The sequence below is a fragment of the Streptomyces canus genome (assembly GCF_001514145.1).
GTDB lineage: Bacteria > Actinomycetota > Actinomycetes > Streptomycetales > Streptomycetaceae > Streptomyces > Streptomyces canus.
In genome coordinates, this window is the sequence record NZ_KQ948657.1 from 982371 (window position 1) to 1004306 (window position 21936).

General features: G+C 69.9%; 19 protein-coding genes. 9 read left to right on the plus strand and 10 right to left on the minus strand.

Features of this window, described 5'->3' with window-relative positions:
• Positions 1-136 precede the first annotated feature (136 nt).
• The 3 genes from AQJ46_RS09365 to AQJ46_RS09375 all read left to right on the plus strand — a co-directional run bounded on the left by AQJ46_RS09365 (position 137) and on the right by AQJ46_RS09375 (position 3355).
• Positions 137-952: a hypothetical protein gene (locus tag AQJ46_RS09365; RefSeq protein ID WP_059205075.1), complete on the plus strand. Its 816-nt coding sequence runs from the start codon at positions 137-139 to the stop codon at positions 950-952.
• Positions 953-1070: 118 nt separating this feature from the next.
• Entirely contained in the window at positions 1071-1985 is a 915-nt protein-coding gene (locus AQJ46_RS09370; protein ID WP_167368202.1) for a DUF3558 domain-containing protein, read from the plus strand.
• Positions 1986-2089: 104 nt separating this feature from the next.
• Complete coding sequence (locus AQJ46_RS09375; RefSeq protein ID WP_208616897.1) at positions 2090-3355, plus strand: DUF2637 domain-containing protein; 1266 nt, start codon at positions 2090-2092, stop codon at positions 3353-3355.
• Between the two features lie 44 nt (positions 3356-3399).
• Here AQJ46_RS09375 and lysS read toward each other — a convergent pair whose 3' ends face one another.
• Both lysS and AQJ46_RS09385 read right to left on the minus strand, forming a co-directional pair.
• Positions 3400-5139, minus strand: coding sequence for a lysine--tRNA ligase (gene lysS / locus AQJ46_RS09380; RefSeq protein WP_059205077.1), 1740 nt, complete (start codon positions 5137-5139; stop codon positions 3400-3402).
• A 71-nt stretch (positions 5140-5210) separates the two neighbouring features.
• Positions 5211-6854 (minus strand): transposase, encoded by a 1644-nt coding sequence (locus AQJ46_RS09385; RefSeq protein ID WP_225887279.1) that lies wholly within the window; start codon positions 6852-6854, stop codon positions 5211-5213.
• A 298-nt stretch (positions 6855-7152) separates the two neighbouring features.
• Between AQJ46_RS09385 and argS the strand changes: the two genes are divergently transcribed.
• On the plus strand, positions 7153-8916 hold the full coding sequence (gene argS / locus AQJ46_RS09390) for an arginine--tRNA ligase (RefSeq protein WP_059205078.1): 1764 nt from the start codon (positions 7153-7155) through the stop codon (positions 8914-8916).
• Between the two features lies 1 nt (position 8917).
• Here the strand turns inward: argS and AQJ46_RS09395 are convergent, their stop codons facing one another.
• From AQJ46_RS09395 to AQJ46_RS09405, 3 genes are all read right to left on the minus strand, one after another.
• On the minus strand, positions 8918-10207 hold the full coding sequence (locus tag AQJ46_RS09395) for a serine/threonine-protein kinase (protein WP_079072191.1): 1290 nt from the start codon (positions 10205-10207) through the stop codon (positions 8918-8920).
• A 56-nt stretch (positions 10208-10263) separates the two neighbouring features.
• A complete protein-coding gene (locus AQJ46_RS09400; RefSeq protein ID WP_059205079.1) occupies positions 10264-12198 on the minus strand; it encodes a P-loop ATPase, Sll1717 family in 1935 nt (644 codons plus the stop codon).
• A 62-nt stretch (positions 12199-12260) separates the two neighbouring features.
• Positions 12261-12656 carry an ATP-binding protein gene (locus AQJ46_RS09405; RefSeq protein WP_059205080.1) on the minus strand — a complete coding sequence of 132 codons (396 nt, stop codon included), beginning with the start codon at positions 12654-12656 and terminating at the stop codon, positions 12261-12263.
• Positions 12657-12769: 113 nt separating this feature from the next.
• Between AQJ46_RS09405 and AQJ46_RS09410 the strand changes: the two genes are divergently transcribed.
• The 3 genes from AQJ46_RS09410 to AQJ46_RS09420 are packed head-to-tail and all read left to right on the plus strand — an operon-like array spanning position 12770 to position 14634.
• Complete coding sequence (locus AQJ46_RS09410; protein ID WP_059205081.1) at positions 12770-13597, plus strand: helix-turn-helix domain-containing protein; 828 nt, start codon at positions 12770-12772, stop codon at positions 13595-13597.
• On the plus strand, positions 13594-13767 hold the full coding sequence (locus AQJ46_RS09415) for a DUF397 domain-containing protein (protein WP_059205082.1): 174 nt from the start codon (positions 13594-13596) through the stop codon (positions 13765-13767). Before AQJ46_RS09410 ends, AQJ46_RS09415 begins: the two co-directional genes overlap by 4 nt.
• Positions 13768-13809: 42 nt before the next feature.
• Positions 13810-14634 (plus strand): DUF4253 domain-containing protein, encoded by an 825-nt coding sequence (locus AQJ46_RS09420; protein WP_059205083.1) that lies wholly within the window; start codon positions 13810-13812, stop codon positions 14632-14634.
• Positions 14635-14668: 34 nt separating this feature from the next.
• Here the strand turns inward: AQJ46_RS09420 and AQJ46_RS09425 are convergent, their stop codons facing one another.
• The 3 genes from AQJ46_RS09425 to AQJ46_RS09435 all read right to left on the minus strand — a co-directional run bounded on the left by AQJ46_RS09425 (position 14669) and on the right by AQJ46_RS09435 (position 17808).
• Positions 14669-15508, minus strand: a complete 840-nt coding sequence (locus AQJ46_RS09425; RefSeq protein WP_059205084.1) for an arylamine N-acetyltransferase family protein — start codon at positions 15506-15508, stop codon at positions 14669-14671.
• Positions 15509-15579: 71 nt separating this feature from the next.
• Complete coding sequence (locus AQJ46_RS09430) at positions 15580-16791, minus strand: aminotransferase-like domain-containing protein (RefSeq protein ID WP_059205085.1); 1212 nt, start codon at positions 16789-16791, stop codon at positions 15580-15582.
• Between the two features lie 114 nt (positions 16792-16905).
• On the minus strand, positions 16906-17808 hold the full coding sequence (locus tag AQJ46_RS09435) for an SAM-dependent methyltransferase (RefSeq protein WP_059205086.1): 903 nt from the start codon (positions 17806-17808) through the stop codon (positions 16906-16908).
• 234 nt (positions 17809-18042) lie between these two features.
• Between AQJ46_RS09435 and AQJ46_RS56155 the strand changes: the two genes are divergently transcribed.
• Entirely contained in the window at positions 18043-18210 is a 168-nt protein-coding gene (locus AQJ46_RS56155; RefSeq protein ID WP_167368203.1) for a hypothetical protein, read from the plus strand.
• Positions 18211-18240: 30 nt separating this feature from the next.
• Here AQJ46_RS56155 and AQJ46_RS09440 read toward each other — a convergent pair whose 3' ends face one another.
• Together AQJ46_RS09440 and hemB are read right to left on the minus strand one after the other, a co-directional pair.
• Positions 18241-18600 carry a DUF805 domain-containing protein gene (locus AQJ46_RS09440; protein WP_059205087.1) on the minus strand — a complete coding sequence of 120 codons (360 nt, stop codon included), beginning with the start codon at positions 18598-18600 and terminating at the stop codon, positions 18241-18243.
• 294 nt (positions 18601-18894) lie between these two features.
• On the minus strand, positions 18895-19887 hold the full coding sequence (gene hemB, locus AQJ46_RS09445) for a porphobilinogen synthase (protein WP_057608119.1): 993 nt from the start codon (positions 19885-19887) through the stop codon (positions 18895-18897).
• A 609-nt stretch (positions 19888-20496) separates the two neighbouring features.
• Between hemB and AQJ46_RS09450 the strand changes: the two genes are divergently transcribed.
• Positions 20497-21912, plus strand: a complete 1416-nt coding sequence (locus tag AQJ46_RS09450) for an FAD-binding oxidoreductase (RefSeq protein WP_059205088.1) — start codon at positions 20497-20499, stop codon at positions 21910-21912.
• The last annotated feature ends 24 nt before the right edge of the window (positions 21913-21936 follow it).

A 21936-nucleotide genomic window follows, 5' to 3' on the forward strand; every position in this document is an offset into this window, starting at 1 on the left:
GGGATGACGGACCGGCGTTCACGGCAGTGCGTGCGATACACATTGTCTCCAGGGCGCACCCAGTTGCGGCAAGCGAATAACCTGCGGGGACACTGAGTTCCCCACGAGTCGGAGACATTCCGAGAGGAGCCCCACCGTGCAGCGGAAGGCCTACGTACCCGGCGTCGCCGCCCTCCTCGCGGCGCTGTTGGCCGGCTGCACCGGCAGCTCGGGCGGTGACGACCCGACGGACGACGCCAATCCCGGCGACATCGGCACCGCCTCCCCCGCCGCGCAGCCGGGCAAGTACCGCACTCTTCCCGAGGCGTGTGGCGTGGTCGGCCAGAGCACCCTCGACGCGCTCCTGCCCGGCATCCAGCAGATCGCCGACGAGGATCAGCGCGCCAAGGCCTACGAGGGCCAGGCCACGCTCACCTACGACACGGACCGCAAGGTCGGCTGCCGTTGGAAGGTGGAGGCCACGGACGCCACGGAGTACCTGGCAGTCGACTTCGAGCGTGTGGTGTCGTACGACAACGCGGTCAGCGACGACAGTCAGGCGGAGCAGCTGTTCGCGCAGACCGAGGAGAAGGCCGATCTGCCGGTGGCGGCGACGTCCAGCGCCGTGTCGGACGTGGAGGAGAGCGGCACCACAGGTCCGACGGCCTCGCCTACGGCCACCGCGAGTGGTTCCGCGAGTCCGAGTGGTTCGGCCTCGGCCACTCCGTCCGATCTCCAGCCCCGCGTTCTGGACGATCTGGGCGACGAGGCGTTCCTGGACGACGTGTTGAGCAACTCGGGTTCGACGGCTCAGCAGCGCAAGGTGACTGTGGCGTTCCGCACGTCCAACGTGATCGTGACCATCGAGTACGAGGAGCAGCCGACGACGATCGGCGTCACTCCGGACAGCAAGGAAATGCAGGACAACGCCCGGAAACTGGCCTCTCAGCTGGCCGGGTCGCTGTCCGGCTGAGGGCTCTCCACACACCCCTCACCCGCGCGCACAGGACATTCGAAGCTGGACCGCACTGCATCCTCACCGCGTACCGTGGCCCCTCGGACCCGATCCGACGGCAGGAACCACAAGCGTCATGAGTGAAGGAACCATGCAGCGACGAGCAGAGCGTGACCAGGTTGCCCAGCGAGCGAAGCGTCTTCACCGCGTCCTTGTCTGCGCGGCCGCAGTCCCCGTGATGCTGATCGCCTCTGGCTGCTCCTCCGACTCCGGCTCCGGCGACTCCGGCTCCGGCAGCGGTGGCGACAAGGCCGCGGGCGCCGGTGCGACGGTGTCGGCGTCCGCGAGTGCGGCTCCCACGGTGCAGGCGGCGGCGTACAAGTCGCTTCCCGAGGCGTGTGGGGTGCTGTCGAAGAAGACGCTGAAGTCGCTCGTCCCGGAGGCTGCGAAGTCCGGCAAGAAGGGCACGGCGGAGGCGGGTACGCGCGGCAGTTGCTCCTGGAGCAGCCTGGACAACAACGGTGTGAAGGGCTCGCAGTTCCGCTGGCTCAACGTGTCGTTGCTCCGTTTCGAGTCGGACTCCTCGCGGGGTACGGGCGAGGCGCAGGCGCAGAAGTACTACGACCAGCAGATCCAGGACGCCCAGTCGGTGGCCGGTGCGAAGAACACCAAGTCGCAGGCGGTTTCCGGTACGGGTGACGTGGCGACGCTGGTGCGTTATGACCTGAAGAAGAAGGAAGGCGCCTTCAAGCAGCAGACGGTCGTCACGCGCGTGGAGAACGTCGTGGTGACCGTCGACTACAACGGCGCGGGTCTCGCCGGTGACAAGGCTCCGAGTGCGGAGACCCTCGGGAAGCTCGCGGGGCAGGCCGCCAAGGAGACGGTGAGCGCGGTGTCGGCGGCGAACGGCGAGGGCGCTGCGAACCCGGCCCCGTCGGAGTCCGCCGCGGGTTCGAAGGCCCCGTCGAAGTCCGCTTCGCCGTCCGCGTCCCCGTCGAAGTCGGCGTCGAAGTCGGCATCCCCGTCCAAGTCGGCCGCGAAGACGGGCTGAAGAAGAACTGACGGTACGTACCGGTCACCCGTGCGCAGCACACATGTGCCACTCTGTTGCGCGCAACAACACGCACAGGGAGGGGAGTACGGGTGTCCGCGCCCATGCAGCTGACTCGAATGCATCGCATTCTCATAGGCGTGGTCGTGTTCGGCGCTGTGATCATCGCCGGCATCGGCTTCGCGGGGTCGTACGCGGCCGTCCGTGAGCTCGCCATCCAAAAGGGCTTCGGGAACTTCAGTTATGTCTTCCCGATCGGCATCGACGCGGGTATCTGTGTCCTGCTGGCCCTGGACCTGCTTCTGACGTGGATCCGCATCCCGTTCCCGCTGCTGCGCCAGACGGCGTGGCTCCTGACGGCCGCGACGATCGCCTTCAACGGCGCGGCGGCCTGGCCGGATCCGCTGGGTGTGGGTATGCACGCGGTGATCCCGATCCTGTTCGTGGTGTCGGTGGAGGCGGCCCGGCACGCGATCGGCCGGATCGCTGACATCACGGCGGACAAGCACATGGAGGGGGTCCGCCTCACCCGTTGGCTCCTGTCCCCCGTCCCCACGTTTCTCCTCTGGCGCCGAATGAAGCTGTGGGAGCTGCGCTCCTACGAGCAGGTCATCAAGCTCGAACAGGACCGGCTGGTCTATCAGGCCCGTCTCCACTCCCGCTTCGGCCGGGCCTGGCGCAGGAAGGCGCCGGTGGAGTCCCTGATGCCGTTGCGTCTGGCCCGCTACGGCGTCCCTCTGGCGGAGACGGCTCCTGCGGGCCTGGCGGCGGCGGGAATCGAACCGGCCCTGCTTCCGCCGGCGCCCCAGGCGGTTGCGGGCAGTGGCGCCGGGGCGGCTTCCGACCCGCAGCGGGCGGCGGCTGCGGGCGAGCAGCGCCTGCAGCTGAACGGCAACCCGCAGCCACCGCAAGCCGAGACCGCGCCCGACCCCGAGTCGAGCCCCTGGTTCGAAGCGCCCCAGCAGATCGAGTACCAGGGCGGCTACAACCCGAACTACGACCCCGCTGAGCAGTACGAGCGTTGGTACGAGGAACAACTCGAGGCAGAGCAGTACGAGTTGCAGCAGATCCAGTACGAGGAGCCTCCCAGGGAGCCCTCGATGGAGGAGACCGGCAGCTTTCCGATCCCGGTGACCACTGGCCGTACCCGTGAACTGGGCGAGGGCGGCGGTACTCCGGAGCCGACCGAGGAGGACTTCTACCAGGTCTTCAAGAAGTCGATCGACGGCAGCTACCCCTCCCCGGGCCAGCTCCGGGGAGACGTGGAGGCGACCTACGGCGTCACGCTCCCGCAGCGCGATGCCGAGCGCATGGTCAAGCGATTCACCAACCGCCACACGGCGGAGCTCCAGGAAGACCACATCGCATAGCGAAGGGGCCCTCGCCGGAAGCGAGGGCCCCTTGCCGTCACCGTCTACTGGCCGAGCAGCGCCCGGACCCGCTCCTGCCCGACGGCCAGCAGCAGCGTGGGCAGCCGGGGCCCGGTGTCCCGGGAGACCAGCAGCTGGTAGAGCAGGGCGAAGAACGCCCGCTGAGTGGTCTTGATCTCGGCCGGCAGTTCCTTGGGCGTGGCGTCCGCGGGGAACCCGGCCTGCACCTTGGGCACGCCGTACACGAGGTGCGTGAGCCCGTCGAGCGACCAGTGCGAGGCCAGCCCGTCCAGCAGCAGTCGCAGGGACTGCTGAGCGGCCTCGTCGAGGGACTTCAGCAGCTCGGCGTCGGGCTCGCTGCGCACGATGGTCCGCTGGTCGGCGGGCACCTGCGTGTTGATCCAGGCCTCGGCCTTGTCGTACCGGGGCCGGGCCTCGTCCAGCGTCGAGAGCGGGTTGTCGGGGTCCAGCTCGCTGAGGATCCGCAGCGCCTGGTCCTCGTGGCCCGCGGTGATGTCGGCGACGGACGCGAGCGTCCGGTACGGCAGCACGCGCGCCGTCCGGGGCAGCTCACCGCCGGCGGTCCGCACCGCGCGGGAGTGCGCGGCGACGTCGGCCGGCAGGGCGGCCCCCTCGGCGACCTTGGTGTCCAGCTTGTCCCACTCGTCGTAGAGCCGCTGGATCTCCTGGTCGAAGGCGATCTTGAAGGACTGGTTGGGCCTGCGGCGGGCGTAGAGCCACCGCAGGAGCTGCGGCTCCATGATCTTCAGCGCGTCGCCCGGTGTGGGCACCCCGCCGCGGGAGGACGACATCTTGGCCATCCCGGAGATCCCGACGAACGCGTACATCGGCCCGATCGGCTGCTTCCCGCCGAAGATCCCGACGATCTGCCCGCCGACCTGGAAGGAGGAGCCGGGCGAGGAGTGGTCGACACCGGAGGGCTCGAAGACGACTCCCTCGTACGCCCACCGCATCGGCCAGTCGACCTTCCAGACCAGCTTGCCGCGGTTGAACTCGTTCAGCCGGACGGTCTCGGAGAACCCGCAGGCGTTGCAGGTGTACGACAGCTCGGTCGTGGCGTCGTCGTAGGAGGTGACGGTGGTGAGGTCCTTCTCGCAGTTGCCGCAGTAGGGCTTGTACGGGAAGTACCCGGCGGACCCGGAGGACCCGTCGTCCTCGGCGGCCGCGCCGGACCCCTCGGCGGCCTCGACCTCGGCCTCGTCCAGCGGCTTCTGCTGCTTCTTGGCCGGGGCCTTCTTGGTCCGGTACTGGTCGAGGATCGCGTCGATGTCCCCGCGGTGCGCCATGGCGTGCAGGATCTGCTCGCGGTAGACGCCGGAGGTGTACTGCGCGGTCTGGCTGATCCCGTCGAACTCGACGCCCAGCTCGGCCAGCGCGTCGGTCATGGCGGCCTTGAAGTGCTCGGCCCAGTTCGGGTGTGCGGACCCCTTGGGCGCGGGCACGGAGGTCAGCGGCTTGCCGATGTGCTCGCCCCATGACTCGTCGACGCCCGCGACGCCGGCCGGCACCTTGCGGTAGCGGTCGTAGTCGTCCCAGGAGATGAGGTGGCGCACCTGGTGTCCGCGGCGCCGGATCTCGTCGGCGACGAGGTGGGGGGTCATGACCTCGCGGAGGTTCCCCAGGTGGATGGGGCCGGACGGGGAGAGCCCAGAGGCGACGACGACGGGTTTGCCGGGGGCCCGACGCTCCGACTCCTCGATGACCTCATCCGCGAAACGGGAGACCCAGTCGGTGGTCTCGGTGCTCTGAGCCACGATCGGCACGTCCTCTTTTTACTGATGGCGTTGATGGAGACTCCATTCTCCCAGACCGCCCCGCGCCGGAGAAAACCGCTTTACCGTTCCTGAGGACTGAGCCGGAGTGAGTCCTGTTGCCAGGAGCGGTGCTCAGCCGGGTGCCCCGTACGGTGTTGGGCACCCTGGTCGCCCGCTTTCGCTCCACTGCCGGGCGGCGCGCATCCGGTGCGGGGTCCGGGAATGTGGGGGCGGGTTTCCTCGCGCCTGCGGGTGTCCGGTCGGGCCTGGACGGTCCGATGCCCACGACGATCACTCTGGTTGTCGTGGGGCGGTGCCGTCCGTCGCCGGATCGGATGCCCGAGGGCACGTCGCCCGACCGCGATGCTCGCCGCATCGTGCCGGGAAATCCTGCGAGTCGGGGTGGTCAGCGGTTTCCGCCAGTGCTGCGCGCCCCAGCGGCTGGTGTAGGCGGGGTCGACAGCCACGATCGCGATCTCCTGCTCGGCGGCCATCGACACGAGGCGGGCCTTCAGCTTCGCGGTGGGGAAACGCGAGATGAGGCGGCGGAAACGCTTGTTGCGGCCGTGCTTCTCGCGGCTGGTGCCGTCCCTGAAGTCGAGGTCCTCGATAGCGATCGCGGCGGCCCCGCAGCGCCGGGTGTGGTGCAGCAGCCTGCTCAGCGCGTGCCGGATCTGCGCGTCCCGGTGCTGGGTGCTGCCGGTGAGGTCGTAGAAGAAGCGCCGGGGTTCGCCGACCGGGTTGCCGTGCACGTCGAGGTACCAGGCGGCGAGGTGGTCGTCGTTCATGTCCACGGCCACCACCCCCCGGGCCAGGGCCGCCTGAAGCGGCAGGGCGGTGGTGGCGGCGCGCTGCCAGGACGCCGTGACATACCAGCGGCCGCGTGCCGTGTCGTGGTGGATGCGGTAGGCCACCGCCCGGTTGACGGTGATCCGATCCAGCCACTCCTGCCCCCGATGCCGGAACTCCACGGTCGCGTCGAGGACGTACCGGCCATGCGGGGCATTCGCCAAGTGGGCCAGCGCAGCGGGGAGCTTGAGGGAGACCTGTCCGGTGTCGGTGACGCGGATCGTCTCGTTGCCGAAGCGCTTGCCCGTCTCCCCGTCCGCGGACAGGAGCATCCGCTCCGCCCGCCACCGCTCCCGCCATGCCTGCTCGTCCAGTCCGGCCGCCTGAAGGTGGTGGCGGACGTTCGCGAGGCGTCTGCCGCCGCGCACCACCCGCACCCGGCCTGCCGTCCAGTCCGCCTCCACCACCGCGAGCCGGGCCTTCAACGCATGCAGACGGCGGGACTTGGCATGCCACTCGCCCCGCGAGCCGTACCCGCGGGCCAAGCCGTCCCGCTTGTCGGCCTTGGCACCCAGGGGCCGGGCCAGCCGCGCCTCGATGGACGCGATCTGCCCCCGCAGCCAGGCCATGTGGGCGGCCTGCCCGCGCCGGGCCAGCGCCCACTGATCGTGTGTGGCCTTGGTGATACTGCCTGCCCAGCGAGCCGACGACCTCCCGGTCAGCGACCTTTTGCGCACCGCCCAGGAGACCGCATCATGCGCCGGCCCCTGCCGGCAGCGCTCCGCGAGATCACCAGCCGCCAGCGACCCCAGGTAGACACCGGCCTCGGTGAGCACCGCCGCGTCCGCATCCGACACCCGCAGCCGGTCCCGAACAGCCACCCCCGTCGAGGCGGGCACCACGAAGGACGCCACCACCTCCCGCAGCCCGCCCACCCCTTCACCTCCGCCCGCAGTTCGAGACCCCGTCACCGCAGTCAACGAGCGCCCCCCGCAAAGGTCACCCGTTCGCCCCAAGAACTCCCGTTCCCCTAAGGGCCTCGACCTCAGATACCCCCACGGCAGCAGCGAACATCCCCGGCGTACCGCGGACGACCAGCCCCACACATCCACCCCCGGCACTCACCCAAACTCACCCACACTCACTCTGCTCACTACGTCGCCAGCAGTTCCGAACCCCATGGGATACTGACCGTGTCTATCTGATCCCCCGAGGAGAACGGCACCCACTCCCATGGCCCCGGTCACGTCCCTCAGCGACGCCGTCAACCAGCAGCTCACCTCCGCGATCTCCGCCTCCCTGCCGGAGGCCTCCGCGGACGCCCTGCTCCGACGCAGCGACCGGGCGGACTTCCAGGCGAACGGCATCCTCGCCCTCGCCAAGAAGGCCAAGGCGAACCCGCGGGACCTGGCCACGCAGGTGGTGTCGCAGATCGTCACCGGTGACGTGATCAAGGAGGTCGAGGTCTCCGGCCCCGGCTTCCTCAACGTCACGCTCACCGACAAGGCGATCACCGAGAACCTCGCCGCCCGCTACGAGGACGGCGACCGTCTCGGCGTACCGCTCAAGGACGAGTCCGGCACCACGGTGATCGACTACGCCCAGCCGAACGTGGCGAAGGAGATGCACGTCGGGCACCTGCGCTCCGCGGTGATCGGCGACGCCCTGCGCGGCATGCTCGACTTCACCGGTGAGAAGACGATCGGCCGGCACCACATCGGCGACTGGGGCACCCAGTTCGGCATGCTCATCCAGTACCTGATCGAGAATCCGGGCGAGCTGGCCCCCCCGGACGAGGTCGACGGCGAGCAGGCCATGTCGAACCTGAACCGGGTGTACAAGGCGTCCCGTGTGGTCTTCGACTCCGACGAGGAGTTCAAGGAGCGGGCGCGGAAGCGGGTCGTGGCCCTGCAGTCCGGTGACAAGGAGACCCTCGAACTCTGGCAGCAGTTCGTGGACGAGTCGAAGGTCTACTTCTACTCGGTCTTCGAGAAGCTGGACATGGAGATCCGCGACGAGGAGATCGTCGGCGAGTCGGCGTACAACGAGGGCATGCCCGAGACCGCCCGCCTCCTGGAGGAGATGGGGGTGGCGGTCCGCTCCGAGGGCGCGCTCGTCGTCTTCTTCGACGAGATCCGCGGCAAGGACGACCAGCCGGTGCCCTTGATCGTGCAGAAGGCGGACGGCGGCTTCGGCTACGCGGCCTCCGACCTGACGGCGATCCGCAACCGGGTCACCGACCTGCACGCGACGACACTGCTGTACGTCGTGGACGTACGCCAGTCGCTCCACTTCAAGATGGTCTTCGAGGCTGCCCGCCGGGCCGGCTGGCTGTCCGACGGTGTCACCGCGCACAACATGGGCTACGGCACGGTGCTCGGTGCGGACGGCAAGCCGTTCAAGACGCGTGAGGGCGAGACCGTCAAGCTGGAGGACCTGCTGGACGAGGCGGTCGAGCGGGCCACCGCGGTCGTGCGCGAGAAGGCCGAGAAGGTGGGCCTGACCGAGGAGGAGATCGTCGAGAACGGGCGGTACGTCGGGATCGGCGCCGTGAAGTACGCGGACCTGTCGACGTCGCCGAACCGTGACTACAAGTTCGACCTGGACCAGATGGTCTCGCTGAACGGCGACACGTCCGTGTACCTCCAGTACGCGTACGCGCGTATCCAGTCGATCCTGCGCAAGGCGGGCGCGAGCGCCGCCCCGACCGCGCACCCGGAGCTCGAACTCGCCCCGGCGGAGCGGGCCCTGGGCCTTCACCTGGACGCGTTCGGCAACACGGTGTTCGAGTCGGCCGCGGAGTACGCACCGCACAGGCTGGCCGCGTACCTGTACCAGCTGGCGTCGCACCTGACGACGTTCTACGACCAGTGCCCGGTCCTGAAGGCTGACACCCCGGAGCAGACGGAGAACCGTCTGTTCCTGGTCGACCTGACGGCCCGGACGCTGCACAAGGGCATGGCCCTGCTGGGCATCAGGACCCCCGAGCGCCTCTGAACTAGGCGATGTGGTCCTCCTCCAGCTCCGCGGTGAAGCGGTTGCCGAAGCGCAGGACCATGCGCCGGGCGTCGTCCGGCGGGAGCGTGATGCCGTATATCGCCATCACGTTCGCGCCGAACTCCGCCGCGGAGGGGAAGCTGCCGTCGATCGACTGCCTGAAGACCTGGTAGTAGTCCTCCTCGGACATCGGCGCGACGATTCTGTCGATCTCCGCGTCGATGTCCTCGGTGCGTCGGACCATGTGGCCCAACTCGCGCCTGAATGTCTCGACCATGAGCTTGGCCCTGCGGGCCGCGACGGCCGTGACCTCCTCCGCCTCCTCGACGATCCGCGCCGCCTCCGCCCGTGCCGCCCTCAAGAACCGCCCGGAGACGCCCAGGGCGTGCCCCAGCTCCGGCTCGGCGATGTCCAGGATGTCTCCGCCGGGCGGCATCAGGGCGTGCTCGACCAGGATGGTGACCAGGGCCTCGTGGACGGCCGCGGCGCTGTCCGGCCGGTCCCCGGGGTTTTTGGCGAGGAGCTGGAGGATGAGGTCGTTCAGCGGGGCCGGAAGGTCCGGGCGCCGCACATGGGGCGGGACCGGGGGGTCGTCGATCTGCATCCGGAGTACGGCCCACGGCGTGGCACTGGTGAAGGGCGGCCCACTCGTCACCGCGTGGTAGAGAAGACAGCCCAGCGAGTACAGATCGCTGCGGTGGTCGATCTCCCGGACCCCCTGGGCCTGTTCGGGGGACATGTACATCGGTGAGCCCAGCGGCGCCCCGGTGACGGTGAGATCGCGGGCCCCGAGGGTCTCTCCCATGAACTTCGCGACCCCGAAGTCGAGGACCTTCACCACCCCTTCGTCGGTGAGCAGCACGTTCGCGGGCTTGATGTCCCGGTGGACGACCCCTTGGCGGTGCGCGGCGTCCAGCGCCTGGGCGATCTGCGCGGCCCAGGCGACGGCGAGCGCCCAGGGCAGCACCGTGTCCTTGATCCGCTTGCCGAGCGGCACGCCCCGCACGAGTTCCATGACGAGGTAGAGGGTCTCGCGCCCGCCGTCGCCCTCGACCTCGCCCCAGTCGTGCACGGTCACGATGTTCTGGTGGCACAGCCTCCCCGCCAGCTGCACCTCGCGCTGGAACCGGGCCTGCGTCTCGGCCTCGCCCATGCCGTGCTGCGGATGTACGACCTTCACGGCGACCTCCCGCCGCATCCGCACGTCCTCGGCGGCCCAGACCTGCCCCATGCCACCGGAGCCCAGCAGCCCGTTGATCCGAAACCGCCCGGCAACCACCTTGTTCAGCACGGATCCATTCCCCCGTCGGCGCCCCGTCCCGCAACTCCCCTACGAGTATGGCGCCTTCAGTACCCTGACGAGTCCCCCGAGCTGCCGTACGACCCGCCCGCCGACCGCCGCAACCGCCGTGCCTCCTCCTCCATCCGGCGCGCCACGTCCCCTACGCCCGTGCTCTCCTCCAGCCCGCAGTCGCGGAGTTCGGCGGCGAGGCCGGTGAAGTATTGGGCGGTGGTGAGGAGGTAGTCGTCCACGTCGACGCCTGCGGAGGCGGCGGCCCCCGGAGGGATGCGGTTGGCCTCACCCAGGACACGGCTGACCTGGAGCGTGATCTCGTCCCTGACGTCCCGGGTGAGGGCGACCGCCCGCCCCACCTGCGCGAGGATGGAGTGGCAGGAGCGCGCGACCTGTATGAGGAGCCGGTCGTCGCGGTTGAGGGAGGACGAACCCGAGGCGCCGGGGCTGTAGTTGCCCGACGCGATGCGCGCGTCCGCGAACTGGGGCTCATAGCGCCGCAGGTCGAAGGCGGTCGTCGCACCCAGCGCCGCCCGGAAGCAGGGGTGGACCTGGAACTCCGTCTCGTGCGGCTGGACCGGCAGCCCGTCGTCACCGGCGTACACCACGTCGTTGCCGCGCCGCACCCCGAGGAACCCTGCCCCGTGGAGCACGTCGATGATCCCGGGCAGCGTCAACGCGTTGGCGTACGCCGGGAAGTCGTGGTGGAGGGTCTCGGCGGCCGCTTCGAAGCGTCGGGTGAGCGCGGCGCGCGTGACGACGTACCCGGTGTTCTGGAACAGCGGGAAGAGGTTCCTGAGAAACGGGTGCGCGACCAGGTACTCCGAGGTCAGATCCTTGAGCTTCCACTCCGAGAACTGCCGGCCCGCCTGCGCCACGTCCGCCTCGGTGATCCGGTCCCGCTCATGGTCCAGCCAGGCCTTCTCCTGGCACAGGTTGAGGAACTGGATGGCGTCCCGGGGCCTCGGCAGGCAGCGCCCGAAGACGTGGCTTGTGATCTCCTCCCCGCCCACCGTCTGCGGGAACAGCTCCTTCCAGAGCCGCTCCTCGGTCAGCTCCTCCCCGGCGGAGGCCCGCGCCCTGGCCAACGCGAGGTCCTTCAGGGCCTGTTCCGTCCAGGCGATCCTGAGCTCGTCCCCGTGGAACTTGTCGCCCTCCCCGAAGGACAGCGAGTCGTAGATGTCGGCGCGCAGGAACAGCAGAAAGCGCACGGACCGGCCATACAGGCTCGCCGCGTGCTTGGCCGCCAGCAGCAACCCGATCACCATGGAATTGCTGTCCGGCTCGACGGACCACACCTGTTCCAGCTGGTCGACCATGAGCAGCAGCGGTGGGTGGACGACCCCGTCGCACCCCAGATCCTCGAAGGCCCGCGCCACTCCCTGTTCGACGATCTCCAACTGCCGGGCCGCGCGGGCCCCTTCGGACGGCGACTGGGCGAGATCCACGCTCGCCTTGACCCCGAAGGCCTCAAGCGCCAGCGAGGTCTGCAGCCCCCGGGCCCCCTGCGCCAGCCGCTCCACCAGCCGGCCGCCCCCACCCGGCGCCTCGCCGTTCTGCTTGAGGAACCGCCCGAGCGCCTTGACCGAGTCGGTCTTGTGGCCGCCGTCATGTGCGCCCTTGGCATGGTCGACGAGATGCCGAGCGGCGTGTACGGCGAACACATACCGCCAGATCAGCGCCTTCGCCGAGTCCCCCGGCAGCCCCTGAAGCTCGAACCGCCGGATCTCCTCCCCCGCCGCCTCGTCAGGGGTGACGAGCACCTTCCCGCCCCGGTGCCCGCCCTCGCCGTCGGACATCAGCTGCATGCAGATGGCGCTCTTCCCGGACCCCTTGCGCCCGATGATCAGCATCTTGCGCCCGCTGAGCGCTCCCCGGTACGCGGCGTTCGACAGGAAGCCGCCGCACAGCAACAGCCCCTCGGTCACATCCCGTTCGGCATCCTCACGCCCGAAGTGCAACTGCGCGAGCATCGGCTGGTCGACCATCCCGTCCCCCTACGTCGTACTGATCCCCAAGGTATCGGGACCCACCGACAACCGGGCTACGGCTACGCGAACTCGCACCACACCGCCTTCCCCAACTCCCGCTCCCGCACCCCCCACTTGTCACTCAGCGCGGCCACCAGCAACAAGCCCCGCCCACCCTCGTCCCCGTCGTCGACGACCTGCGGCACACCGCCCCCGCTGTCGTGCACCTCCACGACCAGACCGCTCACGTCGTACCGCAGGAACAGCCTCAATTGACGCCCGGGCGGTACGCCGTGCAGCAGCGCGTTGGTCACCAGTTCGCTCACGCAGAGCAGTACGTCGTCCGCCCGCGCGGTCTCCGCGAGGCCCCAGCCGGCCAGGGCCTCGGCCGTGAACCGGCGTGCGGCCTGGGCGGATCGGCGTTCGCGGCGGAAGAACCTCTCGCGCAGGAGCGGTAGTCGGGTCGTCTCGTTCACGGGACGAGAGTTGCGGAGAGTGACTACCGTGGATCACTCGGTGAACCCGTACAGATTTTTTGTACGGGCTCGCATCGGGTGACGTACGCGTCCCGAGGGGGAGGGAGACCGTCATGAGCGCCAGGAAGACGCCGCGGCCGAAGAACCTCACGTCCATGAAGATGCTAGGCAAACAACTCGGCACCGCCCGCCGCGCCGCGGGCCACACCCAGACCGCCCTCGCCGACCTGGTCCGCGTCGACGAGGAGACCATCGCGTCGATCGAGCAGGGCAGGCGGACGCTGAAACCGGACCTGGCCACGCTGCTGGACGAAGTCCTGGAGACGAAGGGGATGTTGGAGGCAGGGGTGGCCAACCTGCCGGACATCGACCAGTTCCCGATGTGGGCCGAGCTGTACGTCGAGCACGAGCGCGAGGCCATCGCCCTGTCCTGGTACGACGCCCTGGTGGTGCCGGGACTGCTCCAGACCGAGCCGTACGCGCGCGCGTTGCTGAGCGGACGTGTTCCGGCGTACGACTCGGACGAGTTGGAGACGAAGGTCGCGGCGCGCGTCGGCCGACGGGAGATCCTGGGTCGCAAGGTCCCGCCGACCCTGAGCTTCGTGGTCTGGGAGCCCGCGCTCCTCATGCCCACAGGCGGCCGCGAGACGCACGTGGACCAAGTGCGCTTCCTGCGCGAGTGCGCCGAACTCCCTTGTCTGTCCCTGCAGATCCTGCCGCTGAACCGCACCTCGCACGCCGGGGACGCAGGCCCCTTCACACTCCTGGAGACCCCCGACCACCAACACCTCGCCTACACCGAGTCCCAGCGCGGCAGCCAGTGGGTATCCGACGCAAACGAGGTGTCCATCCTCGCGCGCAAATATGCGATGCTGCGAACTCAGGCCCTCACCATCGAGGACTCCAGACGCCTGTTGGACCGTCTGCTAGGAGAGCAATGAGCACGGCACTTCAGTGGTTCAAGTCGACCTACAGCAGCAGCGAGGGCGGCCAGTGTCTCGAAGTGGCCCTCTGCCCCCAAGCCATCCACATCCGCGACTCCAAAAACCCCGAGCCCACCCTCCGGGTAGCGCCCACCACCTGGACCGCCTTCACCACCGGTCTCAAGTAGGGCCGTCGGCCATTGTCAGTGGCGCCCCCTACAGTCACTGACATGGCGACTCTTCCCAACCCGCTGCCCACCCTGGCGGCAGACCCGAGCGGTCGTTCGCTCGGACTCGGGCTCCCCCTCGGGAGACTGATCGACGAGACCGACGACGGTCCGTGGCACGAACCGTTGCTGTGGCATGCCGAGTACGCCGCGTCCTCAGGAGCCTGGACCGCACTGGGCACCCCGGCCGCGCGAGCGGGCCTGCTGCCGGTGCTGATAGAGGTCGGCGGCAGCCAGGGCGGGCCCGACGAGTGGGAGTTGATGCCCGGGGAGATGTCGTACCCCGGGGACCACGACCCGGAGGAGCTGCTGGCGGAGTACTGGGCGTACGCGATCGAGGAGCCCGACGACCGCGACGAGACGATCGCCCCCTACGACGAGGCATGGCCCGGCCCCGCCCCGGCCGCCGCTTCCCTGAGCATCGACCCGGACCGCCGCGCCGCCGAGACGGCCGACGCGCTCCTCGACGAGGGCTCGTGGTTCAAGGAGCCGCGCCTCGCCCTGGTCCCGGCCCGCCGCAGCGCGGACATCCCGGCGGCCATCGGCTGGACGGGACCGATGAACTTCGAGGGCGACACCGCTCGTATCTGCGCGGTCCTCCGCTCCTGGGAGGACCGCTTCGGCATACGCGTGCTCGCGCTCGGCTTCGACCAACTGGTGCTGTCCGTCGCCGCCCCGCCCACGACACAGGCCGAGGCGGAGGCGATCGCCGCCGAGCACTTCGCGTTCTGCCCGGACAACATCACCCAGGGGCACCACGAGACCCTGCGCGAGTACGCCGAGCACGCGGTGCTGGGGCAGCGGGTCTGGTCCTTCTGGTGGGACTGACCTGGTGGGACTGACCTGGTGGGACTGACCGGAGTCAGCCGGGGAGCAGACGCGCTCCCTGCGGCGCGCTGATCCCGAACTCCTCCTCCAACAGCCGCCGTGCCTCCGCCTCGTCGGTCAGCTCCCGCTTCTTCACGGTGCCGTCGGCGCGGGTCTCGGTGAGCACGCTGCCGTGGAGGAGGAGATGGCGCTCGGCGGTGACGCTCTGGACGTAGATCCGCTGGGTGAAGGGTGAGCGCGGGTTGGTCCCGATGTGCCAGTTGATGACCTCGAAGTCGGGCTTCTCGAACGGCTCCAGGGTGAAGGCGTACTGATCCGCCCACCTGTCCTCGTGGTGGGCCTGGAGCACCCACAGCTCCAGCGGCCCCCGGTGCGGCACCCGCACCAGCCGGTGGAGACGCCCGGCGTCGAGGAACTCGGTGTCCGTCCGGAGCGGCACCGGTTCCAGCAGCGCGCCGATCGCCCCGAACCCGACGTCGGCGAGATAGGGCTGCGGGTCGCCGGGGATCTCCACGAGCAGCGCCATGTGGGTGCGGGGCCGGCTCTCGACGGTGTCCGCACCGAGGACGACCCGGGCCGTCAGCCGGGTCACGCGGAAACCGAGCTCCTCCAGGGCGAGCAGGAGCAGCGTGTTCTGCTCGTAGCAGTACCCGCCGCGCCGGCTCCGCACGAGCTTCGCCATCAGGTCGCCGGGTTCGAGGGAGGGCGCGCTGCGGCTCAGGGCGTCGAGGTTCTCGAAGGGGATGCCCCGCAGGTGCGCCAGGTGCACCCCCGCGAGCGTCGTGAGGTCGGCCCGCCGCTCGCCCTCCCACCCGATCCGCGCCAGATACTCACCGAGGTCGAATCCCGGGTCCCGCACAGTGTCATCGGCCATGCCTCCACCGTAGGCAGGCGACCCGCCCACCGTCCGCCGACCACAGCAGCACCAGCTCTCAGACCTTCGCCCTAGGCCTCGACCTGAGCCGCCCGGAACGCCTCCCCCAGCCTGCGCAGCCCCTCCCCGATCTCCTGCGGCGTCTGCGTCACGAAGCACAGCCGCAGGGTCGAGCGGTCGGGCTCACCGGCGTAGAAGGGCGCCCCCGGGACGTAGGCCACATCCCGCGTCACGACCTGCGGAAGCAGCGCGGTCGTGTCGTACGACGACGGAAGCCGCGCCCAGAGGAACATGCCGCCCTCGGGCCGGGTCCAGGTCGACCCCTCGGGCAGGGCGTCGGCCAGCCCCGCCAGCATGGCGTCCCGCCGCTCCCCGTACACCGACGCGACGCGCCGCACGTGCGCGTCGAGGTCCCGGTCGGACAGGTACCGCGCGGCGGCGAGCTGGTTGACGGTAGGGGTGTGCAGATCGGCGGCCTGCTTGGCGACCGCGCAGGCCCGCCGCAGCTCGCCGGGCGCCCGCAGCCAGCCGAGCCGCAGCCCGGGGGCCATGACCTTGGAGAAGGACCCGAGCAGCACGACCCGGTCGCGGACCTCCTCGTGGGAGGCGATCCACGGCACCCGCTCGCCCTCGAAGCGGAGTTCGCCGTACGGGTCGTCCTCGACGATCCACAGCCCGCACCGCGCGGCCACGGACGCGACGGCGGCCCGGCGCCCCGCGGACATGGTCCGCCCGGTCGGGTTCTGGAAGGTGGGAACGGTGTAGAGCAGCTTGGGCCGCTCCCGCACGACGAGTTCCTCCAGAGCCACGGGATCGGGCCCCTCGTCGTCCCCCGGCACGGCCACCACCCGGGCGCCGGCGAACCCGAAGGCCTGAAGGGCGGCCAGATAACAGGGGCTCTCGACGAGCACGGTGTCCCCGGGCTCGATCAGCGCGGTGGCCAGCAGCGACAGGGCCTGCTGCGAGCCGGTGGTGACGAGGACGTCGTCGGCGCCGGTGGCGAGCCCGCGGGCCGACATCCGCTCCGCGAGAGCCGTCCGCAGCACGGGCTCACCCTCGGTGGTCGAGTACTGGAGCGCCCGCTCGGGCACCTCCTCGAGCACCGCCCGAAAGGCGTCCGCGATCCCCTCGGCGTCGAAGAGTTCCGGCGCCGGCAGCCCGCCCGCGAAGTTGATCACCTCGGGACGGGCGGTGACGGCGAGGATGTCCCGTACGGGCGACCCACCGACCGACCGGGCCCGGATGGCGAGCGGCGGCACGGAAGCGAACGTGGGCACCGTCATGGCACGGCTCCTTCAATTGCGGACTGCGAACTGCGACGACTGGGTCCAGCGCAGCCTAAGCAAATGAATGCCGCCTACAAGCACCTTTCCGCGATACGGACGTCACGCACCCGCTCACGCCTTGGTGCCGGTCGCCCCGTAGACGTTGATGTCGTCGTCCGTGACATCGTTGATGTCCCGGTAGCGGATCTTCTCGATGTCGTCGAGGGACGCGAAGTCCTCGGCGTCGATGGCCGGCGGCGCGGGCGCCGGCCCGGGGTGCCACAGATGCGCGGGCACCACGCCGGGCTCGTCCAGGGAGACACCCGGCACGTCGGTGAAGAACCGCTCCACCTCCGCCTTGGACCGGAACACGAAGGTGAACCCGCGTTCGGTGTAGGTCCGCTGGACCGCGCGGGTGGGCTCGGGGTGCATCTCGTCGGTCAGATGGCTGAGCACGATCCGGCTGCCGGAGGGCAGGGCCTCCACGAGCTCCCGCACGATCGGATAGGCCTTGTCGTCCTCGACGAAGTGCAGGATCGCGACCAGGCACAGGGCGATCGGCTGGTCGAAGTCCAGGGTCTTGGCGGCCTGTTCGAGGATCTGCGCGGGACTCTTGAAGTCGGCGTCGATGTAGTCCGTACGCCCCTCGGGTCCGCTGGTGAGCAGCGCGCGGGCATGCGCCAGCACCACCGGGTCGTTGTCGACGTACACGACCCGCGCGTCGGGCCGGATCCGCTGGGCGATCGTGTGGACGTTCTCCGCGGTCGGCAGTCCGGTGCCGATGTCGAGGAACTGCCGGATGCCGTCCCGCTCGGCCAGCCTGTCGACGGCCCGGCGCATGAAGTCACGGTTGTGGCGTACGTCGAGGTAGCCGCGGGGATTGGCGGCGAGCGCGGCGGCGGCCGCCTCACGGTCGGCGGGGTAGTTGTCCTTGCCGCCGAGGAAGACGTCGTAGACGCGGGCCGGGTGTGCCTTCGTGGTGTCGATCCTCCTGGCCAGCTCGGCCGGGTCCTGGCTCAGCGCGTCACCGGACATGGGCGTCTCCCCTGTGAATGTGTCGGTCCTTCGACGGACAACCACCGCGATCGTCAAGAACCTAACTCCCCGGGCGACTTGATGGTGCCCAGTGCCCGAGATAGCCGTCCCGCATCCCACGAAAGGGACTCGGGAAGCCACGTCTCCGCAGGTCAGACCAGTACCCGGCACAAGGCCGTCCCGAATCCCCCGCCAGGGCTGGCGAACGCTCCCGCTCCCCCGCAGCCTGATCCCATGCCCACCCGACCCCACACCCCCACCACCCTCGCCCTGCTGACCCTCCTCGTGCTCCTCACCCTCACGGGCTGCAAGGACGGCCAGGGCGTACGCGACGAGGGCCCGGCCCACAACAAGGCGGCCGCGGTGAGCTCCGCGGAAAACCAGAAGGCCGCCCGGCACTGACCGGGCGGCCTTCGGAGCAGAGCTACGTCATCACACGTGCGCGGGGGCGAGGGCCTTCGGGTTCGGGCCGTACTTGTTGTCGCCCGGCTCGCTGTCCAGCACCGAGAAGACGAACAGCGTGATGCCGCCGACGAGCGGCACGATGCCGAACAGGATCCACCAGCCGCTGCGGCCCGTGTCGTGCAGACGGCGCGCGGTGACGGCCAGGCCGGGCAGCAGGAAGGCGATGTAGGGGATGGCCACGAGCCACGACTGCTTGGTGACGACGCCGAGGACGGCGAACACGACGTAGATGATCCCGGCGAACAGCGCGAACATCCAGTATTCCTTGCGGCGCGCACGCCCACTGAAGACCGCGTACTTCTTGAGAACCTCGATGAACCAGCTCATGGTGGTGTCCCCCCATAGATCGCCGCTCGGAACCGTTCCGAATGGATCAGGCCAGGCGCAGAAGATATGGAGGATGTCGGGAACTCGTCAATTCGACGGATGTAAGCAGTTCATCAAGGCGAAGGCTCGACGCAGCCCGACAAATCCGCCACATCCGGTTGCGCATTACGGACACAACACCAGAAGATCACCGAGCGAAGTGGGCGCCGTTATCCAGACGTTGGCCGGAACGAGCCCCGCCCGTATCCGGACCGAGCTCGAACCGTTGCCGCGACACGCCGTCCGGCGGCTTCGTCAGCCGAGCTTCTGAGCCACCTCGGTCGCCCAGTAGGTGAGGATGTTCTGCGCCCCGGCCCGCTTGATCCCGGTCAGCGTCTCCAGGATCGCCCGGTCCCGGTCGATCCAGCCCTTCTCGGCGGCGGCCTCGATCATCGAGTACTCACCGGAGATCTGGTACGCGGCGACGGGCACATCGACCGCGTCCGCGACCCGCGCGAGGATGTCGAGGTAGGGCCCGGCCGGCTTGACCATCACCATGTCGGCACCCTCCTCCAGATCGAGGGCGAGCTCGCGCAGCGACTCCCGCGCGTTGGCAGGGTCCTGCTGATAGGTCTTGCGGTCACCCTTCAACGACGACGCGACGGCCTCCCGGAAGGGCCCGTAGAACGCGGAGGCGTACTTGGCCGTGTACGCCAGGATGGCCACGTCCTCCCGCCCGATCTGGTCGAGCGCGTCCCGGACGACCCCGACCTGCCCGTCCATCATCCCGCTGGGCCCCACGACATGGGCGCCGGCGTCGGCCTGGACCTGGGCCATCTCGGCGTACCGCTCGAGGGTGGCGTCATTGTCGACACGCCCCTGCGCGTCGAGCACCCCGCAGTGCCCGTGGTCGATGGTCTCGTCGAGACACAGATCGGACATCACCAGCAGGTCGTCCCCGACCTCGGCCCGTACGTCCCGGATGGCGACCTGCAGAATCCCGTCGGGGTCGGTGCCCGGCGTTCCGAGAGCGTCCTTCTTCGACTCCTCCGGCACCCCGAAGAGCATGATCCCCGACACCCCGGCCGCCACGGCCTCCGCGGCCGCCTTCTTCAGACTGTCCCGCGTGTGCTGCACGACCCCGGGCATCGCCGAGATCGGCACCGGCTCACTCGCCCCTTCCAGCACGAACGCCGGGAGGATGAAGTCAGCGGGGTGCAGCCGGGTCTCGGCGACCATGCGGCGCATGACGGGGTTGGTCCGCAGCCGCCGGGGCCGAGTGCCGGGAAAGGATCCGTACGTCGTCATACACCTAAGCTACGCCCGCCTCGCGGGCCCCTTTGCCGACGCCCCGTCGGACCCACTGGGGTGCCGGGTCGGGTTGTCGTGCGGCTGCGGGCAGCTGCGCTGGGCTTGGGCCGGTCGCCTACGGGGGTGCCAGGTCGGGTCCTTGCGCGTCTGCAGGCCCGTGGGGGCTGGTCGCGCCCGCGCGGCGGTAGCCGCACATCGATACAGCCCCGCGCCCCTGGGGAGTTGCAGTCACCGGCGCCACGACAGCCCGATCGTCACCTCGCGCGCCACGACGGACCGTTCGCCGCGTACGGCGCGAAGGGGACGGGGTGGGGGGTGTCCGCCCGCAGCGGCCGGCGTCCGTTATCCAGTACAGCCGAAGCAACAGCAACCGCCGGACCGAGGACGGACACCCCCCACCCCGGCCCCGACCCACCCACCACACCGCACGCGCTACACCCGCCCCCACCGGGGCCGCAGCTGCGCCGCAGGCATCCAGGGGCGCGGGGAACTGCGCAAAACGCCCGCCCCCACCCACCCGCAGCCGCCCAAGGACCCGACGCGCCACCCCCACATGCGCCACCCCACCCCCAGGTCCAAGCTGAAAGAACAAGGCAGGAGGACACCATGGCTGCCACCCCCAACACCCCCGACACCCCCAACACCCCCGACACCCACCCCACCCTCAACCAGATCCACGGCCCCGTCATCCACCCCGGCGAACCCGGCTACGCCGACGAAGTCACCGGCTTCAACCTGGCCGCCCTGCACACCCCTGACGTGGTCGTCGGTGCCACCCGCGCCGAGGACATCGTCATCGCCCTGCGCTGGGCCTCGGCCACCCACACCCCCGTCACCGTCCAGGCCACCGGCCACGGCGCCAACTTCCCCATAGCGAACGGCCTGCTGATCAACACCACCCGCATGACCGGCGTACACGTCGACGAAGACACCCGCACCGCGAGAATCGACGCCGGCGCGAAGTGGCGGCACGTCCTGGCCGCCGCCACCCCCCACGGCCTCGCCACCCTGAACGGCTCCTCCACCGACGCCGGCGTCGTCGGCTACACCCTCGGCGGCGGCCTCCCGGTCCTCGGCCGCACCTACGGCTACGCCGCCGACAAGGTCCGCTCCTTCGAGGTCGTCACCCCCGACGGAACGCCCCACCACACCGACGCCGACACGGAACCCGACCTCTTCTGGGCCCTGCGCGGCGGCAAGGGCAACGTAGGAGTGGTGACCTCCCTGGTCACCGAACTCCTCCCGCTCCCCCGCATCCTCGGCGGCGGCATCTACTGCGCGGGCGAGGACGCCGAGCCCCTGCTGACCACCTGGGCGACCTGGACCCAGAACATCCCGCCGGAGATGAACAGCACCTTCAGCATCCTGCGCCTACCGCCCTTCCCGGAGATCCCCGAACCCTTCCGGGGCGGCTTCTGGGCAAGGGTCTGCCTCGCCTGGACCGGCGAGACGGCAGCGGGCCAGGACCTCCTCACCCCGCTCCGCGAGGCCGCACCGGTCGTGATCGACACGGTGGAGGAGATGGACTACGCGGCGGTGGACCGCATCTACCTGGACCCCCAGGACCCACTCCCGGCCCGCGAGTCCTGCATCCTGCTGCGCGAGCTGACACCGCAGGCGATCGACACGTTCCTGGACCAGGCCGGCCCGGCGGCGGGCGCCGGTGACTTCCCGCTCCTGATGGTCGAGCTCCGGCACATGGGCGCGGCGCTGTCCCGCCCCGCAGCCGTGGCGGACGCGGTCTGCGCCCGGGACGCCGAGTACCTCCTGGAGGCGGTGGGCGTCCTGGCGGCACCCCCCATGGCCGAGGCGGTGGAACGCGCCACGACCGCCCTCAACTCCGCGATGGCCGCGTACGGCACCGGCCGCACCCTGGTCAACCTGCACGGCACCCCGGGCGACGAGAAGGACCGCGCCCGCGCCTGGACCCCGGAGGTCTACGACCGTCTGCGGCGCGCGAAGTCGACGTACGACCCGGAGAATCTTTTGCGCTACGGCCACACGGTGGCTCCGTCAGCCTGAACCAGACCTCCGCAGCCACCGCGC